Source organism: Streptomyces sp. NPDC053513, assembly GCF_044544765.1.
GTDB classification, from domain to species: Bacteria; Actinomycetota; Actinomycetes; order Streptomycetales; family Streptomycetaceae; genus Streptomyces; species Streptomyces litmocidini.
The window spans coordinates 11768-36700 of sequence record NZ_JBITXP010000019.1 but is presented as its reverse complement, the minus strand read 5'-3'; the positions used below and the strand labels follow the sequence as shown (position 1 = coordinate 36700).

The window sequence follows — 24933 nt, the reverse complement described above, 5'->3', positions numbered from 1 at the left end:
GTCACCCATGGCTACGCTTGAAATCCACGACCTGCACGTCTCCGTCGAGGCGGAGAACGGCCCCCGCGAGATCCTCAAGGGCGTCGACCTGACCATCAAGCAGGGAGAGACCCACGCCGTCATGGGCCCCAACGGCTCCGGCAAGTCGACCCTGGCGTACTCGCTGGCCGGCCACCCGAAGTACACGGTCACCGGCGGCACCGTCACCCTCGACGGCGAGGACGTCCTGGAGATGTCGGTCGACGAGCGCGCCCGCGCCGGCGTCTTCCTCGCGATGCAGTACCCGGTCGAGGTCCCCGGCGTCTCGGTCTCCAACTTCCTGCGCACCTCCGCCACCGCCGTCCGCGGCGAGGCGCCCAAGCTGCGCACCTGGGTGAAGGAGGTCAAGTCCGCCATGGAGCAGCTCCAGATGGACCCGGCCTTCGCCGAGCGCAACGTCAACGAGGGCTTCTCCGGCGGTGAGAAGAAGCGCCACGAGATCCTCCAGCTGGAGCTCCTCAAGCCGAAGATCGCGATCCTCGACGAGACCGACTCCGGCCTCGACGTCGACGCCCTGCGCATCGTCTCCGAGGGCGTCAACCGCGTCCGCGAGACCGGTGAGGTCGGCACCCTGCTGATCACCCACTACACGCGCATCCTGCGCTACATCAAGCCCGACTTCGTGCACGTCTTCGCGAACGGCCGCATCGTCGAGTCCGGCGGCGCCGAGCTCGCCGACCAGCTGGAGAACGAGGGCTACGACAAGTACGTGAAGGGTGGCGCATCCGCGTGACTTCCGCCCATCAGGGGCTGACCGGCCTCCTCGACACCGAGGCGATCCGCAAGGACTTCCCGCTCCTGGATCGCGTGGTCCACGACGGCAAGAAGATCGTGTACCTCGACTCCGCGGCGACCTCGCAGAAGCCGCGGCAGGTCCTCGACGCGCTCAACCAGTACTACGAGCGTCACAACGCCAACGTCCACCGCGGCGTCTACACGGTCGCCGAGGAGGCGACGGCGCTGTACGAAGGCGCCCGTGACAAGGTCGCGGCCTTCATCAACGCGCCGAGCCGCGACGAGGTGATCTTCACCAAGAACGCCTCCGAGTCGCTCAACCTCGTGGCCAACATGCTGGGCTGGGCCGACGAGCCCTACCGCGTGGACCACGAGACCGAGATCGCCATCACGGAGATGGAGCACCACTCCAACATCGTGCCGTGGCAGCTGCTCTCGCAGCGCACGGGCGCGAAGCTGAAGTGGTTCGGCCTCACCGACGACGGCCGCCTCGACCTCTCGAACATCGAGGAGGTCATCACCGAGAAGACCAAGATCGTCTCGTTCACGCTGGTCTCGAACCTGCTCGGCACGGTCAACCCGGTGGAGACCATCATCCGCCGCGCCCAGGAGGTCGGTGCGCTCGTCTGCATCGACGCCTCCCAGGCGGCCCCGCACATGGTCCTGGACGTGCAGGCGCTCCAGGCCGACTTCGTGGCCTTCACCGGCCACAAGATGTGCGGCCCGACCGGCATCGGCGTGCTGTGGGGACGGCAGGAGCTCCTGGAGGACCTGCCGCCCTTCCTCGGCGGCGGCGAGATGATCGAGACCGTCTCGATGCACTCCTCGACGTACGCGCCGGCCCCGCACAAGTTCGAGGCGGGTACGCCCCCGATCGCCCAGGCCGTCGGCCTCGGCGCGGCCGTGGACTACCTGTCGGCGATCGGCATGGAGAACATCGCGCGCCACGAGCACGCGATCACCGAGTACGCCGTCCGGCGCCTCCAGGAGGTGCCCGACCTGCGGATCATCGGCCCCACCACGGCCGAGGACCGCGGCGCGGCGATCTCCTTCACGCTGGGCGACATCCACCCGCACGACGTGGGCCAGGTCCTCGACGAGCAGGGCATCGCGGTCCGGGTCGGCCACCACTGCGCGCGGCCGGTCTGCCTGCGGTACGGAATTCCCGCGACCACGCGAGCGTCGTTCTATCTGTACTCCACTCCGGCCGAGGTCGACGCCCTGGTCGAGGGGCTGGAGCACGTCCGTAACTTCTTCGGCTAGGGGAACGGCTCGTGAAGCTGGATTCGATGTACCAGGACGTCATCCTGGACCACTACAAGCACCCGCACGGGCGCGGTCTTCGGGACGGCGACGCCGAGGTGCACCACGTCAACCCGACGTGTGGCGACGAGATCACGCTCCGTGTGAAGTACGACGGCTCGCGCATCGAGGACGTGTCGTACGAGGGCCAGGGCTGCTCCATCAGCCAGGCCTCGGCCTCCGTCCTCAACGAGCTGCTCGTCGGCAAGGAGCTGGCCGAGGCGCAGAAGATCCAGGGCACCTTCCTGGAGCTGATGCAGTCCAAGGGCCAGATCGAACCGGACGACGCGATGGAGGAGGTCCTGGAGGACGCGGTCGCGTTCGCCGGGGTCTCCAAGTACCCGGCCCGTGTGAAGTGCGCGCTGCTCAGCTGGATGGCGTGGAAGGACGCGACCGCCCAGGCGCTGGGTGACGCGGAGAGGAAGTCGGCATGACCGAGAACGCCGAGGCCACGATGAAGCCGGCCTCCGAGGAAGAGGTCCGTGAGGCCCTGTACGACGTCGTCGACCCCGAGCTGGGCATCGACGTCGTCAACCTGGGCCTGATCTACGGCATCCACATCGACGACTCGAACGTCGCGACGCTGGACATGACCCTGACGTCGGCGGCCTGTCCGCTGACCGATGTGATCGAGGACCAGGCGAAGTCCGCGACGGACGGCATCGTCAGCGAGCTGAAGATCAACTGGGTCTGGATGCCCCCGTGGGGCCCGGACAAGATCACGGACGACGGCCGCGAGCAGCTGCGCGCGCTCGGCTTCAACGTCTGATCGCAGGTGTACGCGAGAACGGCCGCGCCCTTCGGGGCGCGGCCGTTCTCGCTGCTCAGAGGCCGTTCTCGCCTCTCAGGGGCTCTTCTCGCCCCTCAGAGGAGACCCGCCGCGCGGGCCAGCTCCGGGGCCAGGTTCTCCTTGCGGATGCGCTGGTCGACGTAGAGCAGGCCGGTGACGATCGGCGGGAAGAGCGAGACGACCGCCTGGGTGATCATCTGGCCGATGGCCAGGACGCCCATGAGGGCCGCCAGGGAGGCGATCAGGGCGCCCCGGTCCTCACCGGAGAAGTCGGCGGCCGAGAGCGGGGCCGAGACCAGCAGCGAGAGCAGCTGCTGGATCAGCCAGCTCACCACGGCGGCCATCAGGCCGGCCGCGAGCAGGCAGCCGAACAGGCGCCACCAGGAGCCGCGGACCAGGGACGAGGAGCGGCGCATCGAGGCGAAGGCGCCCTGCCCCTCCATCACCGCCGCCGCCGGGGCCAGGCTGAACTTCACCCAGATCCACAGCGCGAGCGGGGCGATGAGCAGGGCCAGACCGATGGCGAGCAGGGGGGCGAGCAACAGACCGGCCACGGGGGTGCCCGTCGCGTCGTCCGCGGCCAGGAGCAGCTGCACCAGCATCCAGGCGAAGGCCCCGACGAACAGCGCCATCGGGATCATCAGGGCCAGGCCCGTCAGCACCACCGTGCCCAGGACGGCCGGCATCCGGGACCAGGCGCGGCGCCAGACCGCGCCGAAGGTCGTGGGCCTGCCGAGGACCGCTTCCTGGACCACGGCCGGGCAGGCCGCCGCCACCACGGCGCTCGCGCAGACCATCGCGATCACGGCGGCGAGCCAGACGCAGACGAAGGCGACGATCAGCGGGCGGACGTCGTCCCACCGCGGCTCCTGGCCCTCCGGCAGGTCGAACACGGCGGGGAAGACGTCGCCGACGGCCGCGTACGCGATGCCGGCCGCCGCGCCGACGATCAGGAGCGCGGCGCCGTAGACGGCTCCCGTCACCCCCAGAAGCTGCCTCCAGTAGCGGCCGAAGGTCGCGAAGGCGCCGCTCAGGATCGTCCCGAAGCCGAGGGGCGCCAGGGGTATCACGCCGGGCTTCGGCGGCGGAGGCGGCGGCGGATAGCCGTAGCCGTAGGGCGGCCCGGGCGGGCCAGGGGGATACGTCATGCGGCACACCGTATCGGTGGCTGACATGTACACCCGTACACGGCTCTGTGTACGCTCGTACACATGGGCTACGGACTCCTTGCGGGTGCCATCGCGGCGGAAATACTCGCCACCACCTCGATGAAGTACAGCGAGGGATTCACCAGGCTCTGGCCGTCCCTCGTCACCGGCGCGGGCTACCTCCTCGCCTTCGCCCTCCTGGCCCGGGCCCTCAAGACGCTCCAGGTCGGCACCGCCTACGCCATCTGGTCGGGGGTCGGCACCGCTGCCGTCGCCCTCATCGGCTTCCTCTTCCTCGGCGAGAGCCTCGGCGCCGCCAAGATCGCCGGGATCGTCCTCATCATCGCCGGGGTCGCCGTCCTCAACCTCGGCGGCGCCCACTGATGGCACGGCCCCGGAGGCACGACCCCGACCGGCGCGAGCGGATCGTCGACGCCGCCCTCGCCGTCGTCGGCCGCGCCGGGATCGCCGGCCTCAGTCACCGCACGGTGGCCGCCGAGGCCGACGTGCCGCTCGGCTCCACCACGTACCACTTCGCCTCCCTCGACGAACTCCTCGTCGCGGCGCTCCGCCGGGTCAGCGGCACCTTCGGGGCGCGGCTCCGGCGGGGCCCCGAGATCGACGCCCCCGACCTCGCCGCCGGCCTCGCCGCCCTCATGGGGGAGTGGCTGGACGCCGAACCCGCCGTCGTGGAGCTGGAGTACGAGCTCTACCTCGCCGCCCTGCGCCGCCCCGCCCTGCGCCCCGTCGCCGCCGAATGGACCCACGAGGTCGTCGCCGCCCTCGCCCCGCGCACCGGGCCCGTCACCGCCCGCGCCCTGGTCGCCCTCATGGACGGCATCAGCCTCCAGGTGCTGCTCACCGACGCCCCGTACGACGAGGGGTACGCCCGGGAGATGCTGGCCCGGATCCTGAACGAAGACCCGAAAGGGCAGGCCGGGGCCTCGTCGGAACCGCCCACGGGCCCGACCGACACCTGAGACCGGTTGGCCCGGGAAGGGGGCCGCCCGTTAGGTTTTCCGTCATGACCACTGCTCCTCGCACCACCGGCGCCGTCGCCGCCGGCCTCGCCACCATCGCCGGCGACGGCACCGTTCTCGACACCTGGTTCCCCGCCCCCGAGCTGACCGAGGCGGCCGGCCCGGCCGGCACCGAGCGCCTCAGCCCCGCCGAGGCCGTCGACGCCCTCGGCGAGGGCGCCGCCAAGGCCCTCGGCGTGGACGCCCGCCGCGGCGTCGAGGTGGTCGCCGTCCGCACCGTCATCGCCTCGCTCGACGAGAAGCCGATCGACGCCCACGACGCCTACCTCCGCCTCCACCTGCTCAGCCACCGGCTGGTCAAGCCGCACGGCCAGAGCCTGGACGGCGTCTTCGGCCTGCTCGCCAACGTCGCCTGGACCTCGCTCGGCCCGGTCGCCGTCGACGACGTCGAGAAGGTGCGGCTCAACGCCCGCGCCGAGGGCCTGCAACTTTCGGTCACCTCGATCGACAAGTTCCCGCGCATGACCGACTACGTCGTGCCCGCCGGCGTCCGCATCGCCGACGCCGACCGCGTCCGCCTCGGCGCCCACCTCGCCGCCGGCACCACCGTCATGCACGAGGGCTTCGTCAACTTCAACGCCGGCACCCTCGGCACCTCCATGGTCGAGGGCCGCATCTCCGCCGGCGTCGTCGTCGGCAACGGCTCCGACATCGGCGGCGGCGCCTCCACCATGGGCACCCTCTCCGGCGGCGGCAACGTCGTCATCTCGATCGGCGAGCGCTGCCTCATCGGCGCCGAGGCGGGCGTCGGCATCGCGCTCGGCGACGAGGTCGTCGTCGAGGCCGGTCTGTACGTCACCGCCGGCACCCGGGTCACCATGCCCGACGGCCAGATCGTGAAGGCCCGCGAGCTCTCCGGCGCCTCCAACATCCTCTTCCGCCGCAACTCGGTCACCGGCGCCGTCGAGGCGCGTCCGAACAACGCGGTCTGGGGCGGACTGAACGACATCCTGCACAGCCACAACTGAGGCACCGACAGGACGGGTCGACCGCCCTCCCGGCCCCACCCGGCCGGGAGGGCGGTCGACCGCCTTCCGCGCGGGGCCGCTACACCGGCGCCTCCGCCCGGACCAGCGCCCCGTGCGCCGCGCGCAGCGCCTCGGCCGTCTCCCGGTCCGCGGGCCGCAGCGGTTCGCGCAGCGCGCCGCCGAGGAGCGCCTTCGCGGTCACCGTGCCCGGCAGGCCCGAGGCCATCATCAGCTCGGTCAGCGGCAGGAGCTCGGCGTTGAGCCGGGCCGCGCCCGCGGTGTCGCCCGCGTCGAAGGCGTCCAGGACCGCGCGCGTCTGACGCGGCGCCACGTTCGCCACCGTACTGACGTAGCCGGCGCCGCCCACCGCGTACAGCGGCAGGTTCAGCTCCTCGGAGCCCGAGTAGTAAGCGAGCCCCGTCTCCGCGATCAGCCGGGCCGAGCCGAGCAGATCGTACGAACAGTCCTTCACCGCCACGATCCGCGGGTGCCGGGCCAGCCGTCGCATCGTCGCGGGCTCGACCCGGGTGCCGGTGCGGCCGGGGATGTCGTAGACCATCACCGGCAGCCCGGTCGCGTCCGCGACCTTCAGGAAGTGCGCCTCGACGGCCGACTGCGGGGGGCGGCTGTAGTACGGGGTGACGACGAGCAGCCCGTCCGCCCCCGCCTCCTCGGCCTGCCGGGCCAGTTCCACGGTGTGACGGGTGTCGGCGGTGCCCACCCCCGTCAGGACCGACGGGCCGGGGCCGACCGCCTCGCGGACGGCGCGGACGAGCGCGGCCTTCTCGGCGTCGGTGGTGGTCGGGGACTCGCCCGTCGTGCCGTTGAGGACCAGGCCGTCGCAGCCCTCCGCGAGGAGCCGGACGGCGAGCTCTCCCGCCGCGTCGGGGTCGAGCGCGCCGGTGGGGGCGAACGGGGTGATCATCGCGCAGAGGGCGCGCCCGAAGGGGCGTTCGGTGTTCATCCGGGAAGTCTGTGCGCGAGCGACCGTGAAGGTCCACTTAGATCTGCTTGGTTCGAGAATTCAGTTTCTGTGAACGATGGCCGTCTGGCATGATCGGCCGGGCGCGACAGGGGGACATGGAGAACAGCACAGCATGAGCGCACACAGCACGGCCGCCGACCGGCGCGTCGCACTCGTCACCGGCTCGTCCTCGGGCATCGGAGCCGCCGTCGCCCGACGGCTCGCCGACGCCGGCTTCCGGGTCGTCGTCAACTCCGCGCGGTCGGTCGAGGCGGGCAGGGCCCTCGCCGCCGAACTGCCGGACGCGGTCTACGTCCGGGCCGACGTCTCCGACGAGGCCCAGGCCACGGCCCTCGTCGAGGCCGCGGTGGAGGCGTACGGCCGCCTCGACCTCCTCGTCAACTGCGCGGGCACCACCCGGTTCATCCCGCACGACGACCTCGAAGCCGCCTCTCCCGAGGTCTGGCGCCACCTCTACGACGTCAACGTCATCGGCGTCTGGCAGACCGTCACCGCCGCCGTCCCGCACCTGCGGAAGACCCGCGGCAACGTCGTCACCGTCTCCTCCCAGGCCGGCGTCCGGCCCGGCGGCAGCTCCATCCCGTACGCCGTCTCCAAGGCCGCCGTCAACCACATGACGAAGCTCCTCGCCAAGGCCCTCGGCCCCGACGTCCGCGTCAACGCGGTCGCCCCCGGCCTCATCGACACCCCCTGGTTCGACGGCGTCGAGGGCGCCGACGCCGCCAAGGAGCACGTGGCCGGGGCCGTCCCGCTGCGCCGGGTCGGCCGCCCCGAGGACATCGCCGGCGCCGTCTTCGACCTGGCCCACGCCTCGTACATCACCGGCGAGGTCCTCCTCGTCGACGGCGGCGGGCACCTGCTGGGCTGATCCGTCGCCGTCAGAACCTCAGCTTGAAGCCGTCGTGGCTGCGCGCGAAACCCAGCGAGGCGTAGAAGCGGTGGGCGTCCGTCCGCCGCTTGTCGCTGGTCAGCTGGACGAGCGCGCAGCCGCGCTCCTTCGCCCGCGCCACGGCCCGCTCCATCAGCTCCCGGCCGAGCCCGCCGCCGCGCCGGTCGGCCCTGATCCGGACCGCCTCGATCAGGGCCCGCTCGGCGCCGCCCTTGCCGAGCCCCGGGACGTACGTGGCCTGGAGGCAGCCCAGGACGAGACCGCCGTCCACCAGGACCAGCATCTCGTTGCGCGGATCGCCCTCGATGTCCGCGAAGGCCCGCTCGTACGCCTCGGTGACGGCGACCGAGGCGGGGTCCACGACCCTGTCCTCGTCGGCGAGGAGGGCGAGGACGGCGGGCAGTTCGGCGCGGGTGGCGGGGCGAAGGATCATGGCCGGAAGTCTCCCATGGACTCCCTTGACCTCAACCATGGTTGAGGGAGGAGGGTCGAACCATCCGAACCGAGCAGGAGGAGACACCCCATGAACGCCGTCGCCCACCCCGACGCCCGCCCCGACCTCCACCGCCCCGGCGTCGGCGCCGTCCTCGTCAGCACCTGGCGGGTCGGCACCCCCGAGCGCCAGCGGGCCGCCGTCGAGGCCGTCCGGACGGCCTGGGAGAGCCGTGAGTGGCCGGACCTCGGCCTGCTCTCGTACAGCGTCCTCATCGGGACCGACGGGGACACGCTGCTGCACTACTCGCAGTGGACCGAACAGCAGGCCTACGACGACTTCGTCCGCACCTACCGCGACGACCGGAACGCCGAGATCGACGCCGCCGTGCCCGGCATCGAGCGGGTGGAGCTCCGCCGCTACGGGCCGATCCACCGCTCCACCGCCCGCCGCGCGACGGCCACGGGGGAGCTGCCCGGGGTCGTCGTGGTCGCCGAGGCCGACTTCGAAGGGGCCGGGGCGGGACACCGGGAGGAATGGGTGGACGCCGTCCTCACGGCCCTGGACGAGGACGCGGCGACGCGGCCGGGTTCCGGCGGGATCGGCGCCCACTTCCACCTGACCGTCGAGGGCGACCGGGTCCTGAACTACGCCGAGTGGGAGAGCGAGCGGGCCCATGAGGAGTGGTCGGCGGACGGCGCCCGGCTGAGCGAGGCGTGGAAGCGGGTCCACCACCACCCGGGGCTGGTGGGGAGCCGGGTGCGGCGGTACGCGCCCGCGCTCAGTCTGAGCGCGGGCGCGTGACGGGCCGGGCCGTCAGGGGCGGAAGCGCAGGACCTGCGGGTCGTGGTCGCTGTCCTGGTCGGCGAACTCGGCGTTGATGTGCACGCTGTCGTACTCGAAGTGGTGCACGCCCGGGCTGGTCAGGATCTGGTCGAGGACCTGGCTGTTGCCCTGGTAGACGTACGAGTAGCGCTCGCTGAGCGGCAGCGACTTCACGGCCGGGTACAGCGCGCCGCCGTCGGTCAGCGCCCGCGTCGTCCCGGAGAACTCGAAGTCGTTGATGTCGCCGACCACGAGCACGTCGGCCTGCTTGTCGAGCGCGACGATGTCCTTCACGAAGGCGTTGACGGCCTGCGCCTGGAGCAGTCGCTTCGCGTCGGAGGAACGGTTCGGCGGCTGGTGGTGCGAGACGATGGACTCGTCGCCGCCCTTCGAGCCGAAGTGGTTGGCGATCACGAAGACCGTGCGGCCGCGGAAGACGAACTCGCCCGCGAGCGGCTTGCGGCTGGCCTCCCAGGCGGCGTTCGCCGGGTCGATGCGGCCGGGGGAGAGGGTCAGCGCGGCGTGGCCCTTGGTGCCCGTGACGGCGGTGGCGGTGGTCGCGTCGCCGCCCGCGCGGTCGGTGAAGGAGACCCGCTCGGGGTTGAAGAGGAAGACCTGACGGATGTTGCCGCCGGGCTCGCCGCCGTCCTTGCCGTTCTCCGGGTCGATCGAGCGCCACTCGTACGCCGGGCCGCCGGCCGCCACGATCGCCTCGGTGAACTTCTTCACCGTCACGTCGGCGGCGACGGTGCCGTCGTTCTTGGCGCCGTTGTTGTCCTGGATCTCCTCCAGGGCGACGATGTCGGGCGAGGCGAGGTTCTCGACGACCGCCTTCGCGAGCGCGTCGAACTTCTCCTGCGGGTCGCCCGGGTCGAGGTTCTCGACGTTGTACGTCGCCACGGCCAGCTCGTTCTTGTGCTGCTTGTCCGTGGTCTCGCGCTCCAGGCCCCCGTCGACGACCGTGCCGAGGGTGCGGGCGGTGATCGTGTAGCCGCCGAACTGGTTGAAGTCGAGCGGGCCCTCGGTGGTGCCGGTCAGCCGGTCGCCCACGTTCGCCTTGGGGAAGGGCTGCTGGGCCAGCGGGGTCAGCGACTGGATCTGGAGCCGGCCGGTGTTCTGGGACTCGTACGAGCCGTAGACCGTGCCGCCGCGCAGGTTGGGGTTCTCCCAGGGCTTCACCGTCACCCAGAGCTCCGCGTACGGGTCGGTGGCGCCGACCACCCGCGAGGAGTCGATCCGGACGTTGGTGCCCTCCAGGGACTCGTAGTAGTCCAGGGCGTACGTCTCGGGGTCCAGGGTCAGGCCGTTGATCGAGCCGCCCGCGGCCGGGTCGCCCTCGGGGGCGTACGCGTCGGGGACCGACCAGCCGGAGATCGTCACCGGGGCCGGGACCGGGTTGCCCTTCGAGACGACCTTGACGACCGGCTTCGAGATCTGGGTCAGCGACTGGTTGCCCGAGTTCAGGCCGCCGGGGACGTACTCGGTGACCGTGCCGCTCAGGCTGACCGCGTCGCCGACGGCGACGGTCGGGACGGAGCTCGTGAAGACGAAGACGCCCTCACTTGTGGCCGGGTTCTCGTCGGCCTCCGGGTCCTGGATCCAGAATCCGCGCGAGCCGTAGGTGCGGACGCCGGTGACGATGCCCGTGACGCCGGTGACCTGCTTGCCGACGAGGGGGGAGACGCGCGTCGTGCCCTGGATGTCGTGGATGCGGACGCCGGCGGCGCTGTCCGCGGCGGCCTCCGCCGTGGTGATCTCCGCGGCGGCGCTCGACGGGCCCGCGAGCAGGCCGGCGGCGAGGGCGGAGGCGACGACGGCGGAGACCGCGGCGAATCTCGGTATGGAGGAAGACATCAAGAGGCTCCGAGGATGCTTGGAGGAAAGGCAGATGTATCTACGCGCGTCAATCTCTTGTGAGAGCCCCGCACTTGTCAAGAGTCGACGGGTGTACGAAGGCTGACGGATCCGTGAACCGACGGACGGGGTCCCGGATGCGTCTACCCTGAGGACTCTCGTTGAGCCCCTTCCGCCTTCACCCACGCACGCGTCGAGGAGACCCCCCAGATGTCAGCGGACCACCCCACCCTTCCCCCCGTTCGGCTGCCTGCGGACGCGGAGCTGGCGCGGGACGCCCTGGCCGCCCCCCTCCTCGCCCGGGCGGTACGGCTCGCCCGCTGGGCCGGACCCGAGACCCGGGTCGACGCGGGCGGCGAGCTCGCCGACGAGCAGCTCCCCGAGGCCGCCGGGGTCCTGGGCCTGGCCGACGACGAGGACGGCGAGACCTGGGCCGGCGACGCCTGGCGGCTCGCCGTCGACACCGGTCTGGTCGCCGTCGAGGACGGCGAGGCCGAGGACCTTCCCGGGCGGGCCGGCCCCGGCGAGAACCTCGCGCTGGTCACGGGCGGCTCGCCCCAGGACGTCCTCGGCCTCTGGCTGGACGGCTTCGACGCCGTCTTCGCCGACGCCGCCGCGCCCGTCATCGACGACCTGGACGCGATCCTCGGCGAGGACGGCGAGATCGACGTCGAGGCGCTCGACTGGGACCCCGAGGCCGAGGCCGAGTTCCTGGAGGGCGTCCTCGGCAACCTCTACCTGCTGACCGTCAGCGAGGGCGGAGCCGGCGACGGCCCCGTGCCGCTGCCCGCGCTCGCCGCGTCGATGGTCGTCCCCGACGACATGGGCGAGCCCACCGACGACGTCCTGGAGCAGGTCTCCGACGCGATGATGCGGCTCGACGAGCAGTTCCGGCTGCTCGAACCGATCGGGCTCGTCGAGTACCAGCCCGTCGACGAGGCCCTCATGGCCGAGGAGGGCGAGGAGCCCGCGCCGCCCGTCGACGACGAGGACGTCACCCGCTACGGCATGGTCCGGCTCACCCCGCTCGGCCTCTACGGCATCCGGGCCCGGATGCTGGAGGCCGGCCTGGACGCGCCCGCCGTCGGCGACCTGACGGAGAAGGGCGCCGACGCGCTCCTCGACGGGATCGCCGGCTACCCGGAGGCCGCGGCCCGCGAGGAGACCGCCGCGTGGCTGGCCGGCCGCGACGCGCTCGCCGCGGCCCGCGAACTGCTGCACGCCGCCCGGGGCTCCGACGCCGGCTCCCCGCTCCGCCGCCTCCACTGCCAGCAGACGCTCTCCCTCGTGGGCGCCGAGGCCGAGCCCGCCGTCCGGGAGGTCCTGGACGACGCGGAACTCGGCGGCCTCGCCCGGGTCTGGCTCGCCGAGCGCGGCGCGACGGACGTGCCCGCGCCGCCGGAGTCGATGATCTTCTGGCTGGCGATCGACACGATCGCGGCCCAGCTCTCCTCGGCCGGCGACCTCCAGGAACTCCAGGAGCTCATCGAGGGCCTGACCGGCCGCCACAGCGGCTTCTTCGAGGCGGCCTGGCGGGTGGAGCACCCGGCCACGGCCGAGGTCCTGGAGGCGATGGGCCGCCTGCACCGCGACAAGGCGGCGGCGAAGGACGCCCGCAAGGCCGCCTTCAAGGCCCGCTCGCGCGCGGGCTCCTGACCCGGGGCCACGGAAGGGGGCGTCCCGGAGGCGCCCCCGGGGCCCGGTGGCGTCCCGGGCGTGGGCCCGGGAGTGTGCCCGGTGGTGTTCCCGTTGCGTTCAGGCGGTGTTCGCGGGGGCGCGGGAGGGTGGCCCGCGAGATCCGGCCATCACAGGGAGACCCCACCACCATGCCGCTCAACCGCAGAGAGTTCACCAAGCAGTCCGCCGTCGCCGGCGCGGGCCTCGCCCTCACCGGAGCCGTCGGCGCCCTCGCCACCGCCCCCGAGGCGCTCGCCTCCGACGAGCCGGAGGCGTACGGAGCGGGCCACGGTCACGGGCGGACGCTCGGGTACGGCCCGCTGGTCGCCGACCCCGACGGGATCCTCGCCCTGCCCGAGGGCTTCTCGTACCGCGTCGTCACCCACAGCGGCGTGACGCGCCTCGAATCCGGCGAGTTCACCCCCTCCAACCACGACGGCACCGCCGCCTTCGACGGCCCGCGCGGCACCACGTACCTCGTCAACAACCACGAGCTCAAGGGCCCCCGCAGCAAGTGGGAGCACCCCGTCCCGCTCACCGAGGGGCTCGTCTACGACCCGGCCGCGGCCGGCGGCTGCACGGTCGTCGAGGTGCACCGCGACGGCACCGTCGCCGAGTGGGTCGGCCTCGCCGGCACCTCCACCAACTGCGCGGGCGGCCGCACCGCCTGGGGCACCTGGCTGACCGGCGAGGAGACCGAGGACCTGGCCGGCAAGAACGGCATGACCAAGGACCACGGCTACGTCTTCGAGGTCGACCCGCACGACCGCCGGGCCAACCTCGCCCCGAAGCCGATCAAGGCCTTCGGCCGCTACGCCCACGAGGCCGTCGTCGTCGACCCCAGGCACGGCCACGCCTACCTGACCGAGGACGCCTCCGGCCCCAATGGGCTGCTCTTCCGCTGGGTCCCGCCGCAGGGCTTCGAGCACGGCCGCGGGAAGCTCCGTACCCTCGCCGACGACGCCGGCGTGCTCCAGGCCTTCAAGTGCATCGACTCCTCCGGCCGGTTCGTGGACGACCTGTCCCGGGCCACCCGGATCGGCACCGTCTACGGCGTCGACTGGGTCGACGTCCCCGACCGCGACGCCCGCACCACCCCCGTCCGCAAGCAGTTCACGGACGGCCAGGTCACCCGCGCCCGCAAGCTGGAGGGCATGTGGTGGGCCGACGGCGGCGCCTACGTCGTCTCCTCCTACGCGCGCGAGGAGAGCCCCGGCGCCGCGCACGACGGCCAGGTCTGGTTCTACGACCCGAAGCGCCGCACCCTCACCCTCAAGGTGCTGCTCGGCGTGAACGCGGCCCCGGAGCAGGACGGCGCCTTCGACGGCCCCGACAACATCACCGTCTCCCCGTACGGCGGGCTCGTCATCGCCGAGGACGGCGAGGGCGTCCAGCACCTCTTCGGCGCGACCGACTCGGGCCGCACCTACCCCATCGCCCGCAACGACCTCAACGACAGCGAGTTCACCGGTGTCGTCTTCTCGCCCGACGGCGACACGCTGTTCGCCAACATCCAGACGCCGGGCATCATGGTCGCGATCACCGGTCCCTGGCGCCGCCAGCCCCGCCGCTGAGGAGGCCGAGCCCGGAAATGATCTCTGGTCAGCGCCCTGGGCCGACATTTAACATGTCAGCCCATGGACGCACTGAGGCCCGTGGGCCGGACCCTGCTGCGTGACAGGGCGTACGAGGCGCTGCGCGAGGCCATCGTCCGCGGCGACCTCGCGCCCGGCGCCTCGCTGAAGGACGCCGATCTCGCCGAACGGCTCGGGCTCTCGCGCGCACCCGTGCGCGAGGCCCTGGCCCGGCTCGGCGACGAGGGTCTCGTCGAGTCCAAGCCGCAGAGCTACACCCGGGTCACCCGGCCGGTCAGCCGGGTCGTCCGGGACGCCGCCTCGGTGGTGCGGGTGATGCACGAACTCGCCGCCAGGACCGGGGTGCCGCTGCTCGGCCCCGAGGGCATCCGGACCATGCGCGAGGCCAACGAGCGCTTCGCGGCGGCCGTCCGCGCCTCCGACGTGGAGGCCGCCCTGGACGCCGACGACGAGCTCCACCAGGTCCTCGTCGTCGCCAGCGGCAACCACGCCGCCGCCGCCACGATCGCGCGGTACACCCCCCTGATCCGCCGTGTCGAGCGGCGTCTCTTCGGCGACGCCGGGAGCTGCGGATCGGCCGAACTGCACGCCCGGCTCATCGAGGCGTGCGCGGCGGGGGACGTGGAGGAGGCGGTGCGGGTCACCACGGAGATCTGGGCCGCGCTCGAGCAGCTCGCGGACGACGCCATCGAGGTGGCCGAGGTGACCGGCATCCCCGCGCCCGCGGAGTCCTCGGTCCCGTAGGGCCTGTCCGGCCATTCCCGTCGGGTACGGCCGGACAGGCCCCAGGGCCCCAGCGCGTCCAGGACCGCCGACCGTCGTCGCATCCACCGGGAGCCGCTTTGCCGATCACCGACTTCGACCGTTACCCGCTCCTCTTCGGGCCCTCCCCGGTCCACCCCCTCGAACGGCTGACGCACCACCTCGGCGGCGCCACCCTCTGGGCCAAGCGCGAGGACTGCAACTCCGGCGTGGCGTACGGCGGGAACAAGACCCGCAAGCTGGAGTACCTGGTCGCCGACGCGCTCGCCCAGGGCTGCGACACCCTCGTCTCCATCGGCGGGGTCCAGTCCAACCACACCCGCCAGGTCGCCGCCGTCGCCGCCCGCGCCGGCCTCGGTTGCGTCCTCGTCCAGGAGAGCTGGGTCGACTGGCCCGACTCCGTCTACGACAAGGTCGGGAACATCCTGATCAGCCGCCTCGCGGGCGCCGACGTGCGCCTGGTGAGGGCCGGCTTCGGCATCGGCTTCAAGGAGAGCTGGGAGCAGGCCCTGCGCGAGGTCGAGGAGGGCGGCGGAAAGCCGTACGCGATCCCGGCGGGCGCCTCCGACCACCGCCTCGGCGGTCTCGGCTTCGCCAACTGGGCCTACGAGGTGGCCGAGCAGGAGCGCGAGCTCGGCGTCTTCTTCGACACGGTCGTCGTCTGCTCGGTGACCGGCTCCACCCAGGCCGGCATGGTCGCGGGCTTCGCCGCGCTCGCCGAGGAGGGCGGCCCGGCCCGGCGGATCATCGGGATCGACGCCTCCGCCAAGCCCGCCCCGACGCGCGAGCAGATCACCCGGATCGCCCGGAACACCGCGGCCCTCATCGGTGTCGAGCGCGAGGTGACGGCGGCCGACGTCGAGCTCGACGAGCGCTACCACGCCGGGGTGTACGGCGTCCCGGACGAGACCACCCTCGACGCGATGCGGCTCGCCGCCCGCACCGAGGGCATGGTCACCGACCCCGTCTACGAGGGGAAGTCGATGGCGGGGCTGGTCGATCTGGTGGACCGGGGAGAGATCGGCCGGGACTCGACCGTGCTCTACGCCCACCTCGGCGGCCAGCCCGCCCTCAACGCCTACAGCGCGCTGTTCTGACCCGGGGGACCCGGCCGCTCAGAGCGCCTGGGCGGCCGGCGTCACCATGCCCCGGACGGTCCGCGACTTCACGAACTCGCCCATCGCCGTCATCTCCCACTCGCCGGAGAACTGCTTGATCAGCTTGGCCATCATCACGCCGGTCTGCGGCTCGGCGGTGGTCAGGTCGAAGCGGACCAGCTCCTCGCCCGTCGTCCCGTCGATGAGCCGGCAGTAGGCCTTGGCGACCTCGGTGAACTTCTGGCCCGAGAAGGAGTTGACCGTGAAGACCAGGCCGGTGGCGTCGGCCGGGAGGCGGCCGAGGTCGACGGTGATCACCTCGTCGTCGCCCGCGCCCTCGCCGGTGAGGTTGTCGCCGGAGTGCTTGATCGAGCCGTTCAGGATGGACAGCTTGCCGAAGTAGCAGCTGTCCAGGTGGTTGCGCTGCGGACCGTACGCGATGACGGAGGCGTCCAGGTCGATGTCCTTGCCCCGGTAGGCGGGCTCCCAGCCGAGGCCCATCCTGACCTGGGAGAGCAGCGGGCGGCCGCCCTTGACCAGGGACACCGTCTGGTTCTTCTGGAGGCTGACCCGGCCCTTGTCGAGGTTGATCTTGCCGGTGGAGACGGGGGCGGCGGCCGGGGCGGGCGGGACCGGGGCCGCGACGCGCGGGTCCACCGGCGCGGCGGGCGGCGCGGGCGGCACCGGCGGGGCGACGGGGGCCGGGGCGACGGGCGCGGGCGCGACGGGCGCCGGAGCGGCGGGGGCCGGGGCCTGAGAGGCGGCGGGCTCGTCGTCCACCGAGACGCCGAAGTCGGTCGCGATGCCGGCCAGCCCGTTCGCGTACCCCTGGCCCACCGCGCGGGCCTTCCAGGCGCCGTTGCGCAGATAGATCTCGACGACCACCAGCGCCGTCTCCGTGGCCAGCCGCGGCGGCGTGAACGTGGCGATCACGGCGCCGTCGTCCGCGTTCCGGATGGTGGCCGTCGGCTCGATGCCCTGGAAGGTCTGGCCCGCGGCGTCCGGACTCGCCGTGACGACGATCCTCTCGATGCCGGCCGGGAGGGCGCCGGTGTCCACCAGGATCGCGTCCGGCGCGGTCCCGCCGCCGGAGCGGTAGGTGACACCGGGTCCGGTCGGCTGGTTGTAGAAGATGAAGTCGTCGTCCGAGCGCACCTTGCCGTTGGCGCCGAGCAGCAGGCCCGAGACGTCGAGCCGCACGGGAGCGGCCACGTCCACCGCCACGCGCGCGGCGGTGAGAGGGATGTTCGAGCCGGGGGTCATAGCGGTCATGCCAGGGGTAACGATCCGGCCCCCTTTGCCGTTCCCTTACCGGCCACCGGTTCGGCCACCCTGGTTACGAGGGTGGCTCCTGGCCCGCCGCTCGTTCCCGAAGCGGTACGAGCCCGTCCAGCGGGCCATCACCAGCTGCGCGTCACCCGTCTCCACCTCCACGAGGAACTTCTCGGCGCGCCCGCCGCGCAGCACGCCCGCGGCGCGTCCCTGGTGGGTGAGGACGACGGAGCCGTCGCGGCGCCGCTCGTAGGCGAATCCATGGGGTCGTGGCATGCCGGGCATCCTGCCGTTCCCGGTCAGATCCGTCATATGAATATTCTTTCGGTCCATGGGAGCAGTGGGGGCCGCGGACGGCGCGGGGGTGGCGGGCGGGAACTCGTTCCGGACGGAGGACGTGGACGAGGCGCGTGAGGAGCTCGACGCGCGCTACTACGCCAACCGCATGGCCGTCGTCGACGGCGAGCGGCGCCCCTTCGCGGCCCGTTTCGACACCGTGTCGCTCGGCCCGCTGGTCATCGGCGACCTCAGTTGCGGCGCCGACGTGCGCATGAGCTTCGGCGAGCTCGGCGCGTACCACCTCAACGCGCCGCTGAGCGGGACGATGGAGATGCGCCAGGGCGGCGGCTCCCGGATCGTCGCCACGCCCGCCGAGGCGCTGCTCCTCGACCCGGCCGGGGACACCTTCCTCGACCGCTGGAGCGGGGACTGCCGGACCCTGTCCGTGAAGATCGGCGCGGCCGAACTGCGCGACCGCCTCGAACGGCTGACGGGGCGCCCGCCGCGCGGCCCGCTCGCCTTCGCGCCCCACCTGGACATCACCCGCGGCCCCGGTCTGAGCTGGGTGCGCTTCGCCCGCCAGGTCGCCGCCGAGGCGCTCGCCGGGGAGGGGCTCGCCACGCACGAGCTGGTCGCCGGGCCCCTGCAGGAGGCGCTGCTGAACGGGTTGCTCCTCGCCGCCGAGCACCCGTGGCGGGAGGCGCTCGCCCATCCGGGGGAGGCGCGCCGGCCGGCCCCGGTCAAGCGGGCCATGGACGCGGTGCGGGAGCGCCCCGAGCATCCGTTCACGACCACCGAACTCGCCGCCCTGGGTCGCGTCAGCGTGCGGCGGCTGCAGGAGTCCTTCCGGGAGTACGTGGGGATGTCGCCGATGGCGTACGTGCGGGAGGTCCGGCTCGACCGGGTCCGCGAGGAGCTGCGGGCGGCCGCGCCGGACGAGGTGAGCGTGAGCGAGGTGGCCTGGCGCTGGGGCTTCACCCATCAGGGCCGGTTCGCGGCCCGCTACCGGGAGAGGTTCGGCGAGACGCCGTCCCGGACGCTCCGCGCGGGCCGCTGAGCGGGGAAGGGGGCGCGTCCGCGCGCGTGCGTGCTTCCGGTGCACCGACCCGCCGCGCAATCCGGACAGGGGTCGCGTTCCGCGGCTCGCGATGATCTTCGGCCGGGCCTACGGTGAGCTGGTCAGGTGCGTCGGCGCACCGACGCCCGGGCCCCGGCCGGTCTCCCCCGTATCAGTCCGGCCGGGTCCCGTGTGGCCCCCGGGCGGTGCGGCCCCGGGCCCGCGCACCCCTGGTCAGTGCGGTCGGCGGGGCGGGTCCGTGCAGAAGTGGCCGCCCACGTAGAGGTCTTCGGGGCTGCCCTCGGCCAGGGGGCCCTTCTCGGCGAGGACCTTCTCCGCGTAGGCCTCCGAGTCGTCCTCCGGCGCGTAGCCGAGCGCCCGCGCCGTGGAGAGGTCCCACCACGCGCGCGTGTTGGCGGACGAGCCGTACACGACCGTGTGGGCCACGTCCTCGGCGGTGAGCGCCGCGTGCAGGAGGCGGGCGCAGTCGGCGGGGCTGAGCCAGATCGAGAGCATCCGCACCGAGGTGGGCTCCGGGAAGCAGGAGCCGATGCGCAGGGAGACGGTCTCGATCCCGTGCAGGTCCCAGTAGAGCTGGGCCAGGTCCTCGCCGAAGCACTTGGAGAGGCCGTAGAAGGTGTCGGGCCGGTGCGGGACGCCGACCGGGAGCGGCGGCTCGCCCTCGCGCGGGCGCCGGGTGAAGCCGACGGCGTGGTTGCTGGAGGCGAAGACCACGCGCCGGACGCCCTCCTCGCGGGCGGCCTCGTAGAGGTTGTACGTCCCGGCGATGTTGGCGGCCATGATCTTCTCGAAGTCGTCCTCCAGGGAGATGCCCGCCAGGTGCACGATCGCGTCGACGCCCCGGACCGCCTCGCGCAGCGCCGCGCGGTCCGCGAGGTCGGCGACGACCGCGTCCGGCGCGTCCGGCACGGGGGCGACGTCCAGGAGGCGGAGCTCGTGGCCGTACGGGGGCAGCAGCTCCCGCATCAGCGTGCCGACGCCCCCGGCGGCGCCGGTGAGCAGGACGGTGCGGGGTGCGGCCATGGAGCGGTTCTCCTCCGTCGGGTGGCGTTCGCGCAGGGCGTTCACCTGAGCGGTGTTCACAACCGTGGACACGCTAAGAAGTCGCCCGACGGAGCGTCAAGCTCCTTGACGGAGCCGCGCAATCGCCTTGACAGGCCGATCGGCGCTGCTCCGGCGTGCGTCGGGTCGGCGTTCATGCGTAGGTGTGAAGGTCATGACTGTGCACGACGGACTTCCCTGGGAGCGCCCGTGACCACCGCCCCGCTCGCCGACCGCCTCGACGGCCTGCTGTTCTTCCCCGTCACCGCCTTCGCACCCGACGGCTCCGTCGACCTCGCCGCCTTCCGCGCCCACGTCCGCGCCGGAGTCGACGCCGGCGCCGCGGCCGTGTTCGCCTGCTGCGGCACCGGCGAGTTCCACGCCCTCACCCCCGAGGAGTTCCGGGACTGCGTCGCCGCCGCCGTCGAGGAGACCGCCGGCCGCGTCCCCGTCGTCGCCGGCGCCGGCTACGGCACCGCGCTCGCCGTCCACTACGCGCGCCTCGCCGAACGGGCCGGCGCCGACGGACTCCTCGCCATGCCCCCCTACCTCGTCGTCCCCGACCAGGCCGGACTGCTCCGCCACTACGCCCGGCTCGCCGCCGCCACCTCGCTCGACGTCATCGTCTACCAGCGGGACAACGCGGTCCTCACCCCCGACACAGCCGTCGCCCTCGCCCGCACCGACGGCGTCATCGGCCTCAAGGACGGCCTCGGCGACCTCGGCCTCATGCAGCGGATCGTCAGCGCCGTCCGCGCCGAGGGCCTCGACCTGCTCTACTTCAACGGCCTGCCCACCGCCGAACTCACCGGCGCCGCCTACCGGGGCATCGGCGTCACCCTCTACTCCTCCGCCGTCTTCTGCTTTGCCCCCGATCTCGCCCTCGCCTACCACCGGGCCCTCGTCTCCGGCGACGACGCCACCCTGGACCTGCTCGTCGACGGCTTCTACCGGCCCCTCGTCGAACTCCGCTCCCAGGGCCGGGGATACGCCGTCTCGCTCGTCAAGGCGGCCGTGCGCAGGAGCGGCCAGGACGTGGGCGAAGTGCGGCCGCCGCTGAGCGAACCGGCGCCCGAGCACGTCGACGCGCTCATGCGGCTCGTCGAACGCGGCCGGGCCCTCCTGAAGGGGGCCGGGGCGTGAGGAACGCGGTCCTGGGGGAGGGGCCGGGGCAGGGGGGCCGGAGGTTTTCCCGAGGCGGCCGGCGCGTGAGGGCCGGAGGTTTTCCCGAGGCGGCCGGTGCGTGAGGGCCGGAGCCTTCCTCTGCCCCCGGGGCGTCGACGGCGGCCCCGCCGCGCCCGGGCTCCTCGCCGGCTCGGCCTCGCGCAGGTCACCCTCGCCGCCGCCCACCACTCCACCCGGGCCCTGATCCGCCGGGCCCCCGGGGCCCGGACGGTCAGGCCGGGTCCCCGGCGTCCGGCAGGGCCGCGAGGAGGCGCTGGGTCGAGGCGCGGGTGTCGGCGACGTGCGCGCGGGCCAGGGCCTCCGCGCCGTCCTCGTCGCGGTCGCGGACCGCCTCGTAGAGCCGCTCGTGCGCCCCGCACATCGGCTCGCCGTCCGCCTGCGCCGAGGTGAGCCGGAAGAGGCGGCGCAGCCGGGAGTCGAGCGGGGCCATCAGGTCCACCAGGAGCGGGTTCCCGGAGAGTTCGACGACGTGGCGGTGGAAGTCGGCGTTGAGCGAGACGGCCTCGCGCAGCCGCCCGGACTCCGCCGCCCTCCGCGCCCGTGCCAGGAGCCGCTCCAGGTCCCGCAGGCCGGCGGGGGTCGCGTGCCGGGCGGCGAGCCGTGCGGCCAGGCCCTCCAGGTTCTCCCGCACGTCGAAGAGGTACTCGGCGTCCCGCGGCCCGAACTCGGCCACCACCGAGCCCCGGCGCGGCTGCACCGAGAGGAAGCCCTCCGACTCCAGGCGCTGCATCGCCTCGCGCACCGGCACCCGGGAGACCCGCAGCTCGTCGGCGATCTCCCGCTCCACGAGCCGCAGCCCCGCCGGGTAGTCGCCCTCGATGATCCGCTCGCGCAGCTCCACGTACACCCGCTCCCGCAGGGACTGGTGGGTGTCCCCGATGGCGGTGCTGCGGGCGGCGGGGCGGGGGGTGGTCATCGGGAGGGCTCCAGTCGGGAGGTGCGCGGACGGTGCTTCCCCGATCTTCGCAGACCGGTCCGTGGCTGCAGACCGGCCCGCGGAGGTTCCGAAGTGGGGGGCCGCACACCATTGCCTGGTATTCGGTATACCAGCTACCTTGGCGCCGCGCCGCGATCACCAGGGGCATCGCGGCGCGCGCCCCTGCGACTCGTCCGTACTTCGCGAAGGAGACACCATGAGCGAGGCCTCCGCCCCGCCCGGGCCCACCGCCCTCCTCGGGGCCACCCTCCCCGACGGCCGCACCGCCGACGTCCACCTCCGGGAGGGCCGGGTGAGCGCCGTCGAGCCGCACGTCCCGGACCGCCCCGTCCCGCCCGGCGCGCTCCACCTCGGCGGCGCGCTGCTGCTGCCCGCCCTCGTCGACGGCCACGCCCACCTCGACAAGACCCTCCTCGGCGCCCCCTGGCGCCCGCACCGGGCCACCGCCACGCTGCGGGAGCAGATCGCCGCCGAGCGCGACTCCCGCCGCACCGAGGAGGTGCCCGTCGCCGAACGGGCCGCCGCCCTCGCCCGCCGCATGGTCGCCCTCGGCACCGGACACGTCCGCTCCCACGTCGACGTCGACCCCGACGCGGGCCTCGACCACCTGCACGCCCTCCTCGACGTCCGCGAGGAGTTCCGCGACCGGCTCGGCATCCAGCTCGTCGCCTTCCCGCAGTCCGGGGTCGTCACCGCGCCCGGCGTCGCCGAACTCCTCGACGCCGCCCTCGCCGACGGCGCCGACCTCGTCGGCGGCCTCGACCCCGTGGGCTTCGACGGCGACGCCGCCGGTCAGCTCGACACCGTCTTCGGCCTCGCCGAGCGCCACGGCAAGGGCGTCGACCTGCACCTCCACGACGGCGGCGAGACCGGCACCGCCCAGCTGCGGGACATCGCCGCCCGCACCGCCGCCCTCGGCCTCGGCGGCCGGGTCGCCGTCAGCCACGCCTACGCCCTCGGCGACGTCGACGACGCCGAACTCGAACGCACCGCCACCGCCCTCGCCGCCGCCGGGGTCGCGATCATGACCAACGGTCCGAGCGGCCCCGTGCCGCCCGTCCTCCGACTGCGCGAGCACGGCGTCCGGGTCTTCGCGGGCTCCGACAACGTCCGCGACACCTGGTGGCCCTACGGCACCGCCGACATGCTCGAACGCGCCACGATCATCGGCCTCAGGACCGGCCTCATGACCGACCCCGAACTGTCCGTCGCCGCCTCCCTCGTCACCGGCGAGGCCGCCGCCGCGCTCGGCCTCACCGACTACGGCCTCGCCCCCGGCGCCCGCGCCGACCTCGTCGCTGTCGCCGCCGGCTCCGTCCCCGAGGCCGTCGCCGCCCACCCCCGCCGGCTCCTCGTGCTCCACGCGGGCCTGGTCGTCGGCCCCTTCGCCGACGACGCCCACCCCACGCTCGTCCCGTCGGCACCGGTCCTGTCGTCACCCCTCTCGTCGTCGCCCGTCCCGTCGCCGCTCGTCCCGTCGGCGCCCGTCCCGCCTGCCGGAGGAACCGCGTGAGCACCGACACCGCCACCCCCGTGAGAGAACCGGCGGGGAAGCTCGCCGCCGGCCGGATCGGCACCTTCGACCTCGTCCTCTTCGTCGTGGCCGCCGCCGCGCCGCTCACCGTCCTCGCCGGCGTCGCCCCCTTCGCCATCGGCATCGGCGGCCCCGGCGCCCCGCTCGCCTACCTCGTCTCCGGCGCCCTGCTGGCCCTCTTCGCCGCCGGGTTCACCGCGATGAGCCTGCACGTCCGCAACGCCGGCGCCTTCTACGCGTACGTCGCCCGAGGCCTCGGCCGTACCCTCGGCGTCGGCACCGCCTACGTCGCCGTCGTCTCGTACAACCTCGTCACCCCCGGCGTCGCCGCCGCCTTCGGCTACTTCGCCGCCGGATCGGTCCGCGACGCCACCGGCGCCGACGTGCCCTGGTGGCTGCTCTCCGGGCTCTGCGTCCTCGCCGTCGGCGTCCTCGGGTGGCTGAAGGTCACGCTCAGCGCCAAGGTCCTCGGCGTCGCCCTGGTCCTGGAGGTCCTCTCGCTCGTCGTCATGGACGGCGGCATCCTCGGCGAGCGCGGCACCGCCGCCCTCGACGCCGCGTCCTTCGCGCCCTCCACGCTCGCCGCGGGCGGCGTCGCGGGCATGTTCGTCCTGGTCATCGGCGCCTTCACCGGCTTCGAGGCCACCGCGATCTTCGCCGAGGAGGTCCGCGAACCGCAGCGGACCGTGCCCCGCGCCACCTTCATCGCGATCGGCTTCCTCGCCGTCTTCTACTCCCTCGGCTGCTGGCTGGTCATGGGCGCCTTCGGCACCGACGAGGCCGTGGAACTGGCCCGCGCCGCCGACGGACCCGAACTCACCTTCCGGGCCGCCGAACTGTACGCGGGACCCTGGCTGGCGGACGCCATGCACGGCCTCATCGTCGTCAGCGCCTTCGCCGCCGCGCTCGCCTTCCACAACGCCGGAGCCCGCTACCTGTACGCCCTCGGCCGCGAGGGCCTGCTGCCCCGCCGCCTCGGCGCGGTCTCCGGGAAGCACGGCTCGCCCGGCGGGGCCGTCGTCGCGCAGACCGGCTTCAACCTGGCCGTCGTCGGCGCCGGGGCACTCCTCGCCGCCGACCCGTACGGCGAGGTCTTCCTGTGGACCAACAGCGTCGGCGTCCTCGGCATCATGGGCATGCAGGCCCTCGCCGCGCTCGCCGTCTGGGCCTACTTCCGGCGCGACCGCATGGGCCTCTCGGCCGCCCGGGTCGTCTGGGCGCCGCTCGTCTCCTGCGCCGGCCTGGCCCTGCTCACCGTTCTGGCCGTGGTCCACTTCGACCTGCTCACCGGCCGCACCGGCGCCGTGAACACGGCCCTCCTGGTGCCGCTCCCGGTGGTCCTCGCGGCCGGGCTGCTCGTGGCCCTGCGCATCCGGCGCACCGACCCCGAGCGGTACGCCTCGCTCACGACGGTGGACGTGGAACGGGACTGAGGCGGGGTACGGGTACGGGGGCGGGGGCCCGCACG

General features: G+C 73.3%; 25 protein-coding genes. 17 read left to right on the top strand and 8 right to left on the bottom strand.

The window, feature by feature from the left end:
* Nucleotides 1-7: 7 nt before the first annotated feature.
* The 4 genes from sufC to ACIGW4_RS27320 are packed head-to-tail and all read left to right on the top strand — an operon-like array spanning nt 8 to nt 2845.
* Nucleotides 8-772 (top strand): Fe-S cluster assembly ATPase SufC, encoded by a 765-nt coding sequence (sufC, locus tag ACIGW4_RS27335; RefSeq protein ID WP_041128637.1) that lies wholly within the window; start codon nt 8-10, stop codon nt 770-772.
* Nucleotides 769-2037 (top strand): cysteine desulfurase, encoded by a 1269-nt coding sequence (locus tag ACIGW4_RS27330; protein WP_093876689.1) that lies wholly within the window; start codon nt 769-771, stop codon nt 2035-2037. Before sufC ends, ACIGW4_RS27330 begins: the two co-directional genes overlap by 4 nt.
* An 11-nt stretch (nt 2038-2048) precedes the next feature.
* The gene (sufU, locus tag ACIGW4_RS27325; protein ID WP_041128635.1) at nt 2049-2510 is read left to right on the top strand and encodes a Fe-S cluster assembly sulfur transfer protein SufU; all 462 of its coding nucleotides are present in this window, start codon (nt 2049-2051) and stop codon (nt 2508-2510) included.
* Nucleotides 2507-2845 carry a metal-sulfur cluster assembly factor gene (locus tag ACIGW4_RS27320; protein WP_030205917.1) on the top strand — a complete coding sequence of 113 codons (339 nt, stop codon included), beginning with the start codon at nt 2507-2509 and terminating at the stop codon, nt 2843-2845. The genes sufU and ACIGW4_RS27320 overlap by 4 nt, the downstream gene beginning before the upstream one ends.
* A 95-nt stretch (nt 2846-2940) precedes the next feature.
* Here ACIGW4_RS27320 and ACIGW4_RS27315 read toward each other — a convergent pair whose 3' ends face one another.
* Entirely contained in the window at nt 2941-4014 is a 1074-nt protein-coding gene (locus tag ACIGW4_RS27315; protein ID WP_398711535.1) for an oxidoreductase, read from the bottom strand.
* 63 nt (nt 4015-4077) lie between these two features.
* Between ACIGW4_RS27315 and ACIGW4_RS27310 the strand changes: the two genes are divergently transcribed.
* Genes ACIGW4_RS27310 through dapD form a run of 3 tightly spaced genes read left to right on the top strand, consistent with a single transcriptional unit; the run spans nt 4078 to nt 6022 of the window.
* Nucleotides 4078-4398 carry a multidrug efflux SMR transporter gene (locus tag ACIGW4_RS27310; protein WP_123451121.1) on the top strand — a complete coding sequence of 107 codons (321 nt, stop codon included), beginning with the start codon at nt 4078-4080 and terminating at the stop codon, nt 4396-4398.
* Nucleotides 4398-4994, top strand: coding sequence for a TetR/AcrR family transcriptional regulator (locus ACIGW4_RS27305; protein WP_123451119.1), 597 nt, complete (start codon nt 4398-4400; stop codon nt 4992-4994). The genes ACIGW4_RS27310 and ACIGW4_RS27305 overlap by 1 nt, the downstream gene beginning before the upstream one ends.
* Nucleotides 4995-5038: 44 nt before the next feature.
* A complete protein-coding gene (gene dapD, locus ACIGW4_RS27300) occupies nt 5039-6022 on the top strand; it encodes a 2,3,4,5-tetrahydropyridine-2,6-dicarboxylate N-succinyltransferase (RefSeq protein ID WP_398711529.1) in 984 nt (327 codons plus the stop codon).
* Nucleotides 6023-6101: 79 nt separating this feature from the next.
* On the opposite strand, the gene dapA is transcribed toward dapD, so the two are convergent.
* Nucleotides 6102-6986 carry a 4-hydroxy-tetrahydrodipicolinate synthase gene (dapA, locus tag ACIGW4_RS27295; RefSeq protein ID WP_399583351.1) on the bottom strand — a complete coding sequence of 295 codons (885 nt, stop codon included), beginning with the start codon at nt 6984-6986 and terminating at the stop codon, nt 6102-6104.
* 133 nt (nt 6987-7119) lie between these two features.
* On the opposite strand from dapA, the gene ACIGW4_RS27290 reads away from it, so the two are divergent.
* On the top strand, nt 7120-7875 hold the full coding sequence (locus ACIGW4_RS27290; RefSeq protein ID WP_398711525.1) for an SDR family NAD(P)-dependent oxidoreductase: 756 nt from the start codon (nt 7120-7122) through the stop codon (nt 7873-7875).
* Between the two features lie 10 nt (nt 7876-7885).
* Here ACIGW4_RS27290 and ACIGW4_RS27285 read toward each other — a convergent pair whose 3' ends face one another.
* Nucleotides 7886-8329 (bottom strand): GNAT family N-acetyltransferase, encoded by a 444-nt coding sequence (locus ACIGW4_RS27285; RefSeq protein WP_123451111.1) that lies wholly within the window; start codon nt 8327-8329, stop codon nt 7886-7888.
* Nucleotides 8330-8419: 90 nt separating this feature from the next.
* Between ACIGW4_RS27285 and ACIGW4_RS27280 the strand changes: the two genes are divergently transcribed.
* Nucleotides 8420-9133 (top strand): antibiotic biosynthesis monooxygenase, encoded by a 714-nt coding sequence (locus tag ACIGW4_RS27280; protein WP_123451109.1) that lies wholly within the window; start codon nt 8420-8422, stop codon nt 9131-9133.
* A 12-nt stretch (nt 9134-9145) separates the two neighbouring features.
* Here the strand turns inward: ACIGW4_RS27280 and ACIGW4_RS27275 are convergent, their stop codons facing one another.
* Nucleotides 9146-11008, bottom strand: coding sequence for an endonuclease/exonuclease/phosphatase family protein (locus ACIGW4_RS27275; RefSeq protein ID WP_399583348.1), 1863 nt, complete (start codon nt 11006-11008; stop codon nt 9146-9148).
* Nucleotides 11009-11218: 210 nt separating this feature from the next.
* Here ACIGW4_RS27275 and ACIGW4_RS27270 point away from each other — a divergent pair, with 210 nt between their 5' ends.
* The 4 genes from ACIGW4_RS27270 (at nt 11219) to ACIGW4_RS27255 (ending at nt 16139) form a co-directional block, all read left to right on the top strand.
* Nucleotides 11219-12664 carry a hypothetical protein gene (locus ACIGW4_RS27270; RefSeq protein ID WP_359589337.1) on the top strand — a complete coding sequence of 482 codons (1446 nt, stop codon included), beginning with the start codon at nt 11219-11221 and terminating at the stop codon, nt 12662-12664.
* Nucleotides 12665-12834: 170 nt separating this feature from the next.
* A complete protein-coding gene (locus ACIGW4_RS27265) occupies nt 12835-14259 on the top strand; it encodes an alkaline phosphatase PhoX (RefSeq protein WP_123451103.1) in 1425 nt (474 codons plus the stop codon).
* 63 nt (nt 14260-14322) lie between these two features.
* A complete protein-coding gene (locus ACIGW4_RS27260; protein ID WP_123451101.1) occupies nt 14323-15024 on the top strand; it encodes a GntR family transcriptional regulator in 702 nt (233 codons plus the stop codon).
* A gap of 98 nt (nt 15025-15122) precedes the next feature.
* Entirely contained in the window at nt 15123-16139 is a 1017-nt protein-coding gene (locus ACIGW4_RS27255; protein ID WP_123451099.1) for a 1-aminocyclopropane-1-carboxylate deaminase, read from the top strand.
* An 18-nt stretch (nt 16140-16157) separates the two neighbouring features.
* Here ACIGW4_RS27255 and ACIGW4_RS27250 read toward each other — a convergent pair whose 3' ends face one another.
* Nucleotides 16158-17411 carry a TerD family protein gene (locus tag ACIGW4_RS27250; RefSeq protein ID WP_185094499.1) on the bottom strand — a complete coding sequence of 418 codons (1254 nt, stop codon included), beginning with the start codon at nt 17409-17411 and terminating at the stop codon, nt 16158-16160.
* A 36-nt stretch (nt 17412-17447) separates the two neighbouring features.
* Complete coding sequence (locus ACIGW4_RS27245; RefSeq protein WP_123457250.1) at nt 17448-17687, bottom strand: hypothetical protein; 240 nt, start codon at nt 17685-17687, stop codon at nt 17448-17450.
* Nucleotides 17688-17742: 55 nt separating this feature from the next.
* On the opposite strand from ACIGW4_RS27245, the gene ACIGW4_RS27240 reads away from it, so the two are divergent.
* Nucleotides 17743-18747, top strand: a complete 1005-nt coding sequence (locus tag ACIGW4_RS27240) for an AraC family transcriptional regulator (RefSeq protein ID WP_398711513.1) — start codon at nt 17743-17745, stop codon at nt 18745-18747.
* Nucleotides 18748-18981: 234 nt separating this feature from the next.
* Here the strand turns inward: ACIGW4_RS27240 and ACIGW4_RS27235 are convergent, their stop codons facing one another.
* Nucleotides 18982-19791 carry an NAD-dependent epimerase/dehydratase family protein gene (locus tag ACIGW4_RS27235; protein ID WP_399583421.1) on the bottom strand — a complete coding sequence of 270 codons (810 nt, stop codon included), beginning with the start codon at nt 19789-19791 and terminating at the stop codon, nt 18982-18984.
* A 228-nt stretch (nt 19792-20019) separates the two neighbouring features.
* Between ACIGW4_RS27235 and ACIGW4_RS27230 the strand changes: the two genes are divergently transcribed.
* Complete coding sequence (locus tag ACIGW4_RS27230) at nt 20020-20952, top strand: 5-dehydro-4-deoxyglucarate dehydratase (protein WP_399583343.1); 933 nt, start codon at nt 20020-20022, stop codon at nt 20950-20952.
* A gap of 253 nt (nt 20953-21205) precedes the next feature.
* Here ACIGW4_RS27230 and ACIGW4_RS27225 read toward each other — a convergent pair whose 3' ends face one another.
* A complete protein-coding gene (locus ACIGW4_RS27225; RefSeq protein ID WP_123451093.1) occupies nt 21206-21910 on the bottom strand; it encodes a GntR family transcriptional regulator in 705 nt (234 codons plus the stop codon).
* A gap of 217 nt (nt 21911-22127) precedes the next feature.
* On the opposite strand from ACIGW4_RS27225, the gene ACIGW4_RS27220 reads away from it, so the two are divergent.
* Nucleotides 22128-23444, top strand: coding sequence for an amidohydrolase (locus tag ACIGW4_RS27220; protein ID WP_398711510.1), 1317 nt, complete (start codon nt 22128-22130; stop codon nt 23442-23444).
* Nucleotides 23441-24898, top strand: coding sequence for an APC family permease (locus tag ACIGW4_RS27215; protein ID WP_399583340.1), 1458 nt, complete (start codon nt 23441-23443; stop codon nt 24896-24898). Before ACIGW4_RS27220 ends, ACIGW4_RS27215 begins: the two co-directional genes overlap by 4 nt.
* The last annotated feature ends 35 nt before the right edge of the window (nt 24899-24933 follow it).

Coding starts and splice junctions, on each gene's coding strand:
- sufC (WP_041128637.1), top strand. CDS start 8: ATGGCTACGCTTGAAATCCACGACCTGCACGTCTCCGTCGAGGCGGAG.
- ACIGW4_RS27320 (WP_030205917.1), top strand. CDS start 2,507: ATGACCGAGAACGCCGAGGCCACGATGAAGCCGGCCTCCGAGGAAGAG.
- ACIGW4_RS27315 (WP_398711535.1), bottom strand. CDS start 4,014: ATGACGTATCCCCCTGGCCCGCCCGGGCCGCCCTACGGCTACGGCTAT.
- ACIGW4_RS27310 (WP_123451121.1), top strand. CDS start 4,078: ATGGGCTACGGACTCCTTGCGGGTGCCATCGCGGCGGAAATACTCGCC.
- ACIGW4_RS27305 (WP_123451119.1), top strand. CDS start 4,398: ATGGCACGGCCCCGGAGGCACGACCCCGACCGGCGCGAGCGGATCGTC.
- dapD (WP_398711529.1), top strand. CDS start 5,039: ATGACCACTGCTCCTCGCACCACCGGCGCCGTCGCCGCCGGCCTCGCC.
- dapA (WP_399583351.1), bottom strand. CDS start 6,986: ATGAACACCGAACGCCCCTTCGGGCGCGCCCTCTGCGCGATGATCACC.
- ACIGW4_RS27290 (WP_398711525.1), top strand. CDS start 7,120: ATGAGCGCACACAGCACGGCCGCCGACCGGCGCGTCGCACTCGTCACC.
- ACIGW4_RS27285 (WP_123451111.1), bottom strand. CDS start 8,329: ATGATCCTTCGCCCCGCCACCCGCGCCGAACTGCCCGCCGTCCTCGCC.
- ACIGW4_RS27280 (WP_123451109.1), top strand. CDS start 8,420: ATGAACGCCGTCGCCCACCCCGACGCCCGCCCCGACCTCCACCGCCCC.
- ACIGW4_RS27275 (WP_399583348.1), bottom strand. CDS start 11,008: ATGTCTTCCTCCATACCGAGATTCGCCGCGGTCTCCGCCGTCGTCGCC.
- ACIGW4_RS27270 (WP_359589337.1), top strand. CDS start 11,219: ATGTCAGCGGACCACCCCACCCTTCCCCCCGTTCGGCTGCCTGCGGAC.
- ACIGW4_RS27265 (WP_123451103.1), top strand. CDS start 12,835: ATGCCGCTCAACCGCAGAGAGTTCACCAAGCAGTCCGCCGTCGCCGGC.
- ACIGW4_RS27260 (WP_123451101.1), top strand. CDS start 14,323: ATGGACGCACTGAGGCCCGTGGGCCGGACCCTGCTGCGTGACAGGGCG.
- ACIGW4_RS27250 (WP_185094499.1), bottom strand. CDS start 17,411: ATGACCGCTATGACCCCCGGCTCGAACATCCCTCTCACCGCCGCGCGC.
- ACIGW4_RS27245 (WP_123457250.1), bottom strand. CDS start 17,687: ATGCCACGACCCCATGGATTCGCCTACGAGCGGCGCCGCGACGGCTCC.
- ACIGW4_RS27240 (WP_398711513.1), top strand. CDS start 17,743: ATGGGAGCAGTGGGGGCCGCGGACGGCGCGGGGGTGGCGGGCGGGAAC.
- ACIGW4_RS27235 (WP_399583421.1), bottom strand. CDS start 19,791: ATGGCCGCACCCCGCACCGTCCTGCTCACCGGCGCCGCCGGGGGCGTC.
- ACIGW4_RS27225 (WP_123451093.1), bottom strand. CDS start 21,910: ATGACCACCCCCCGCCCCGCCGCCCGCAGCACCGCCATCGGGGACACC.
- ACIGW4_RS27220 (WP_398711510.1), top strand. CDS start 22,128: ATGAGCGAGGCCTCCGCCCCGCCCGGGCCCACCGCCCTCCTCGGGGCC.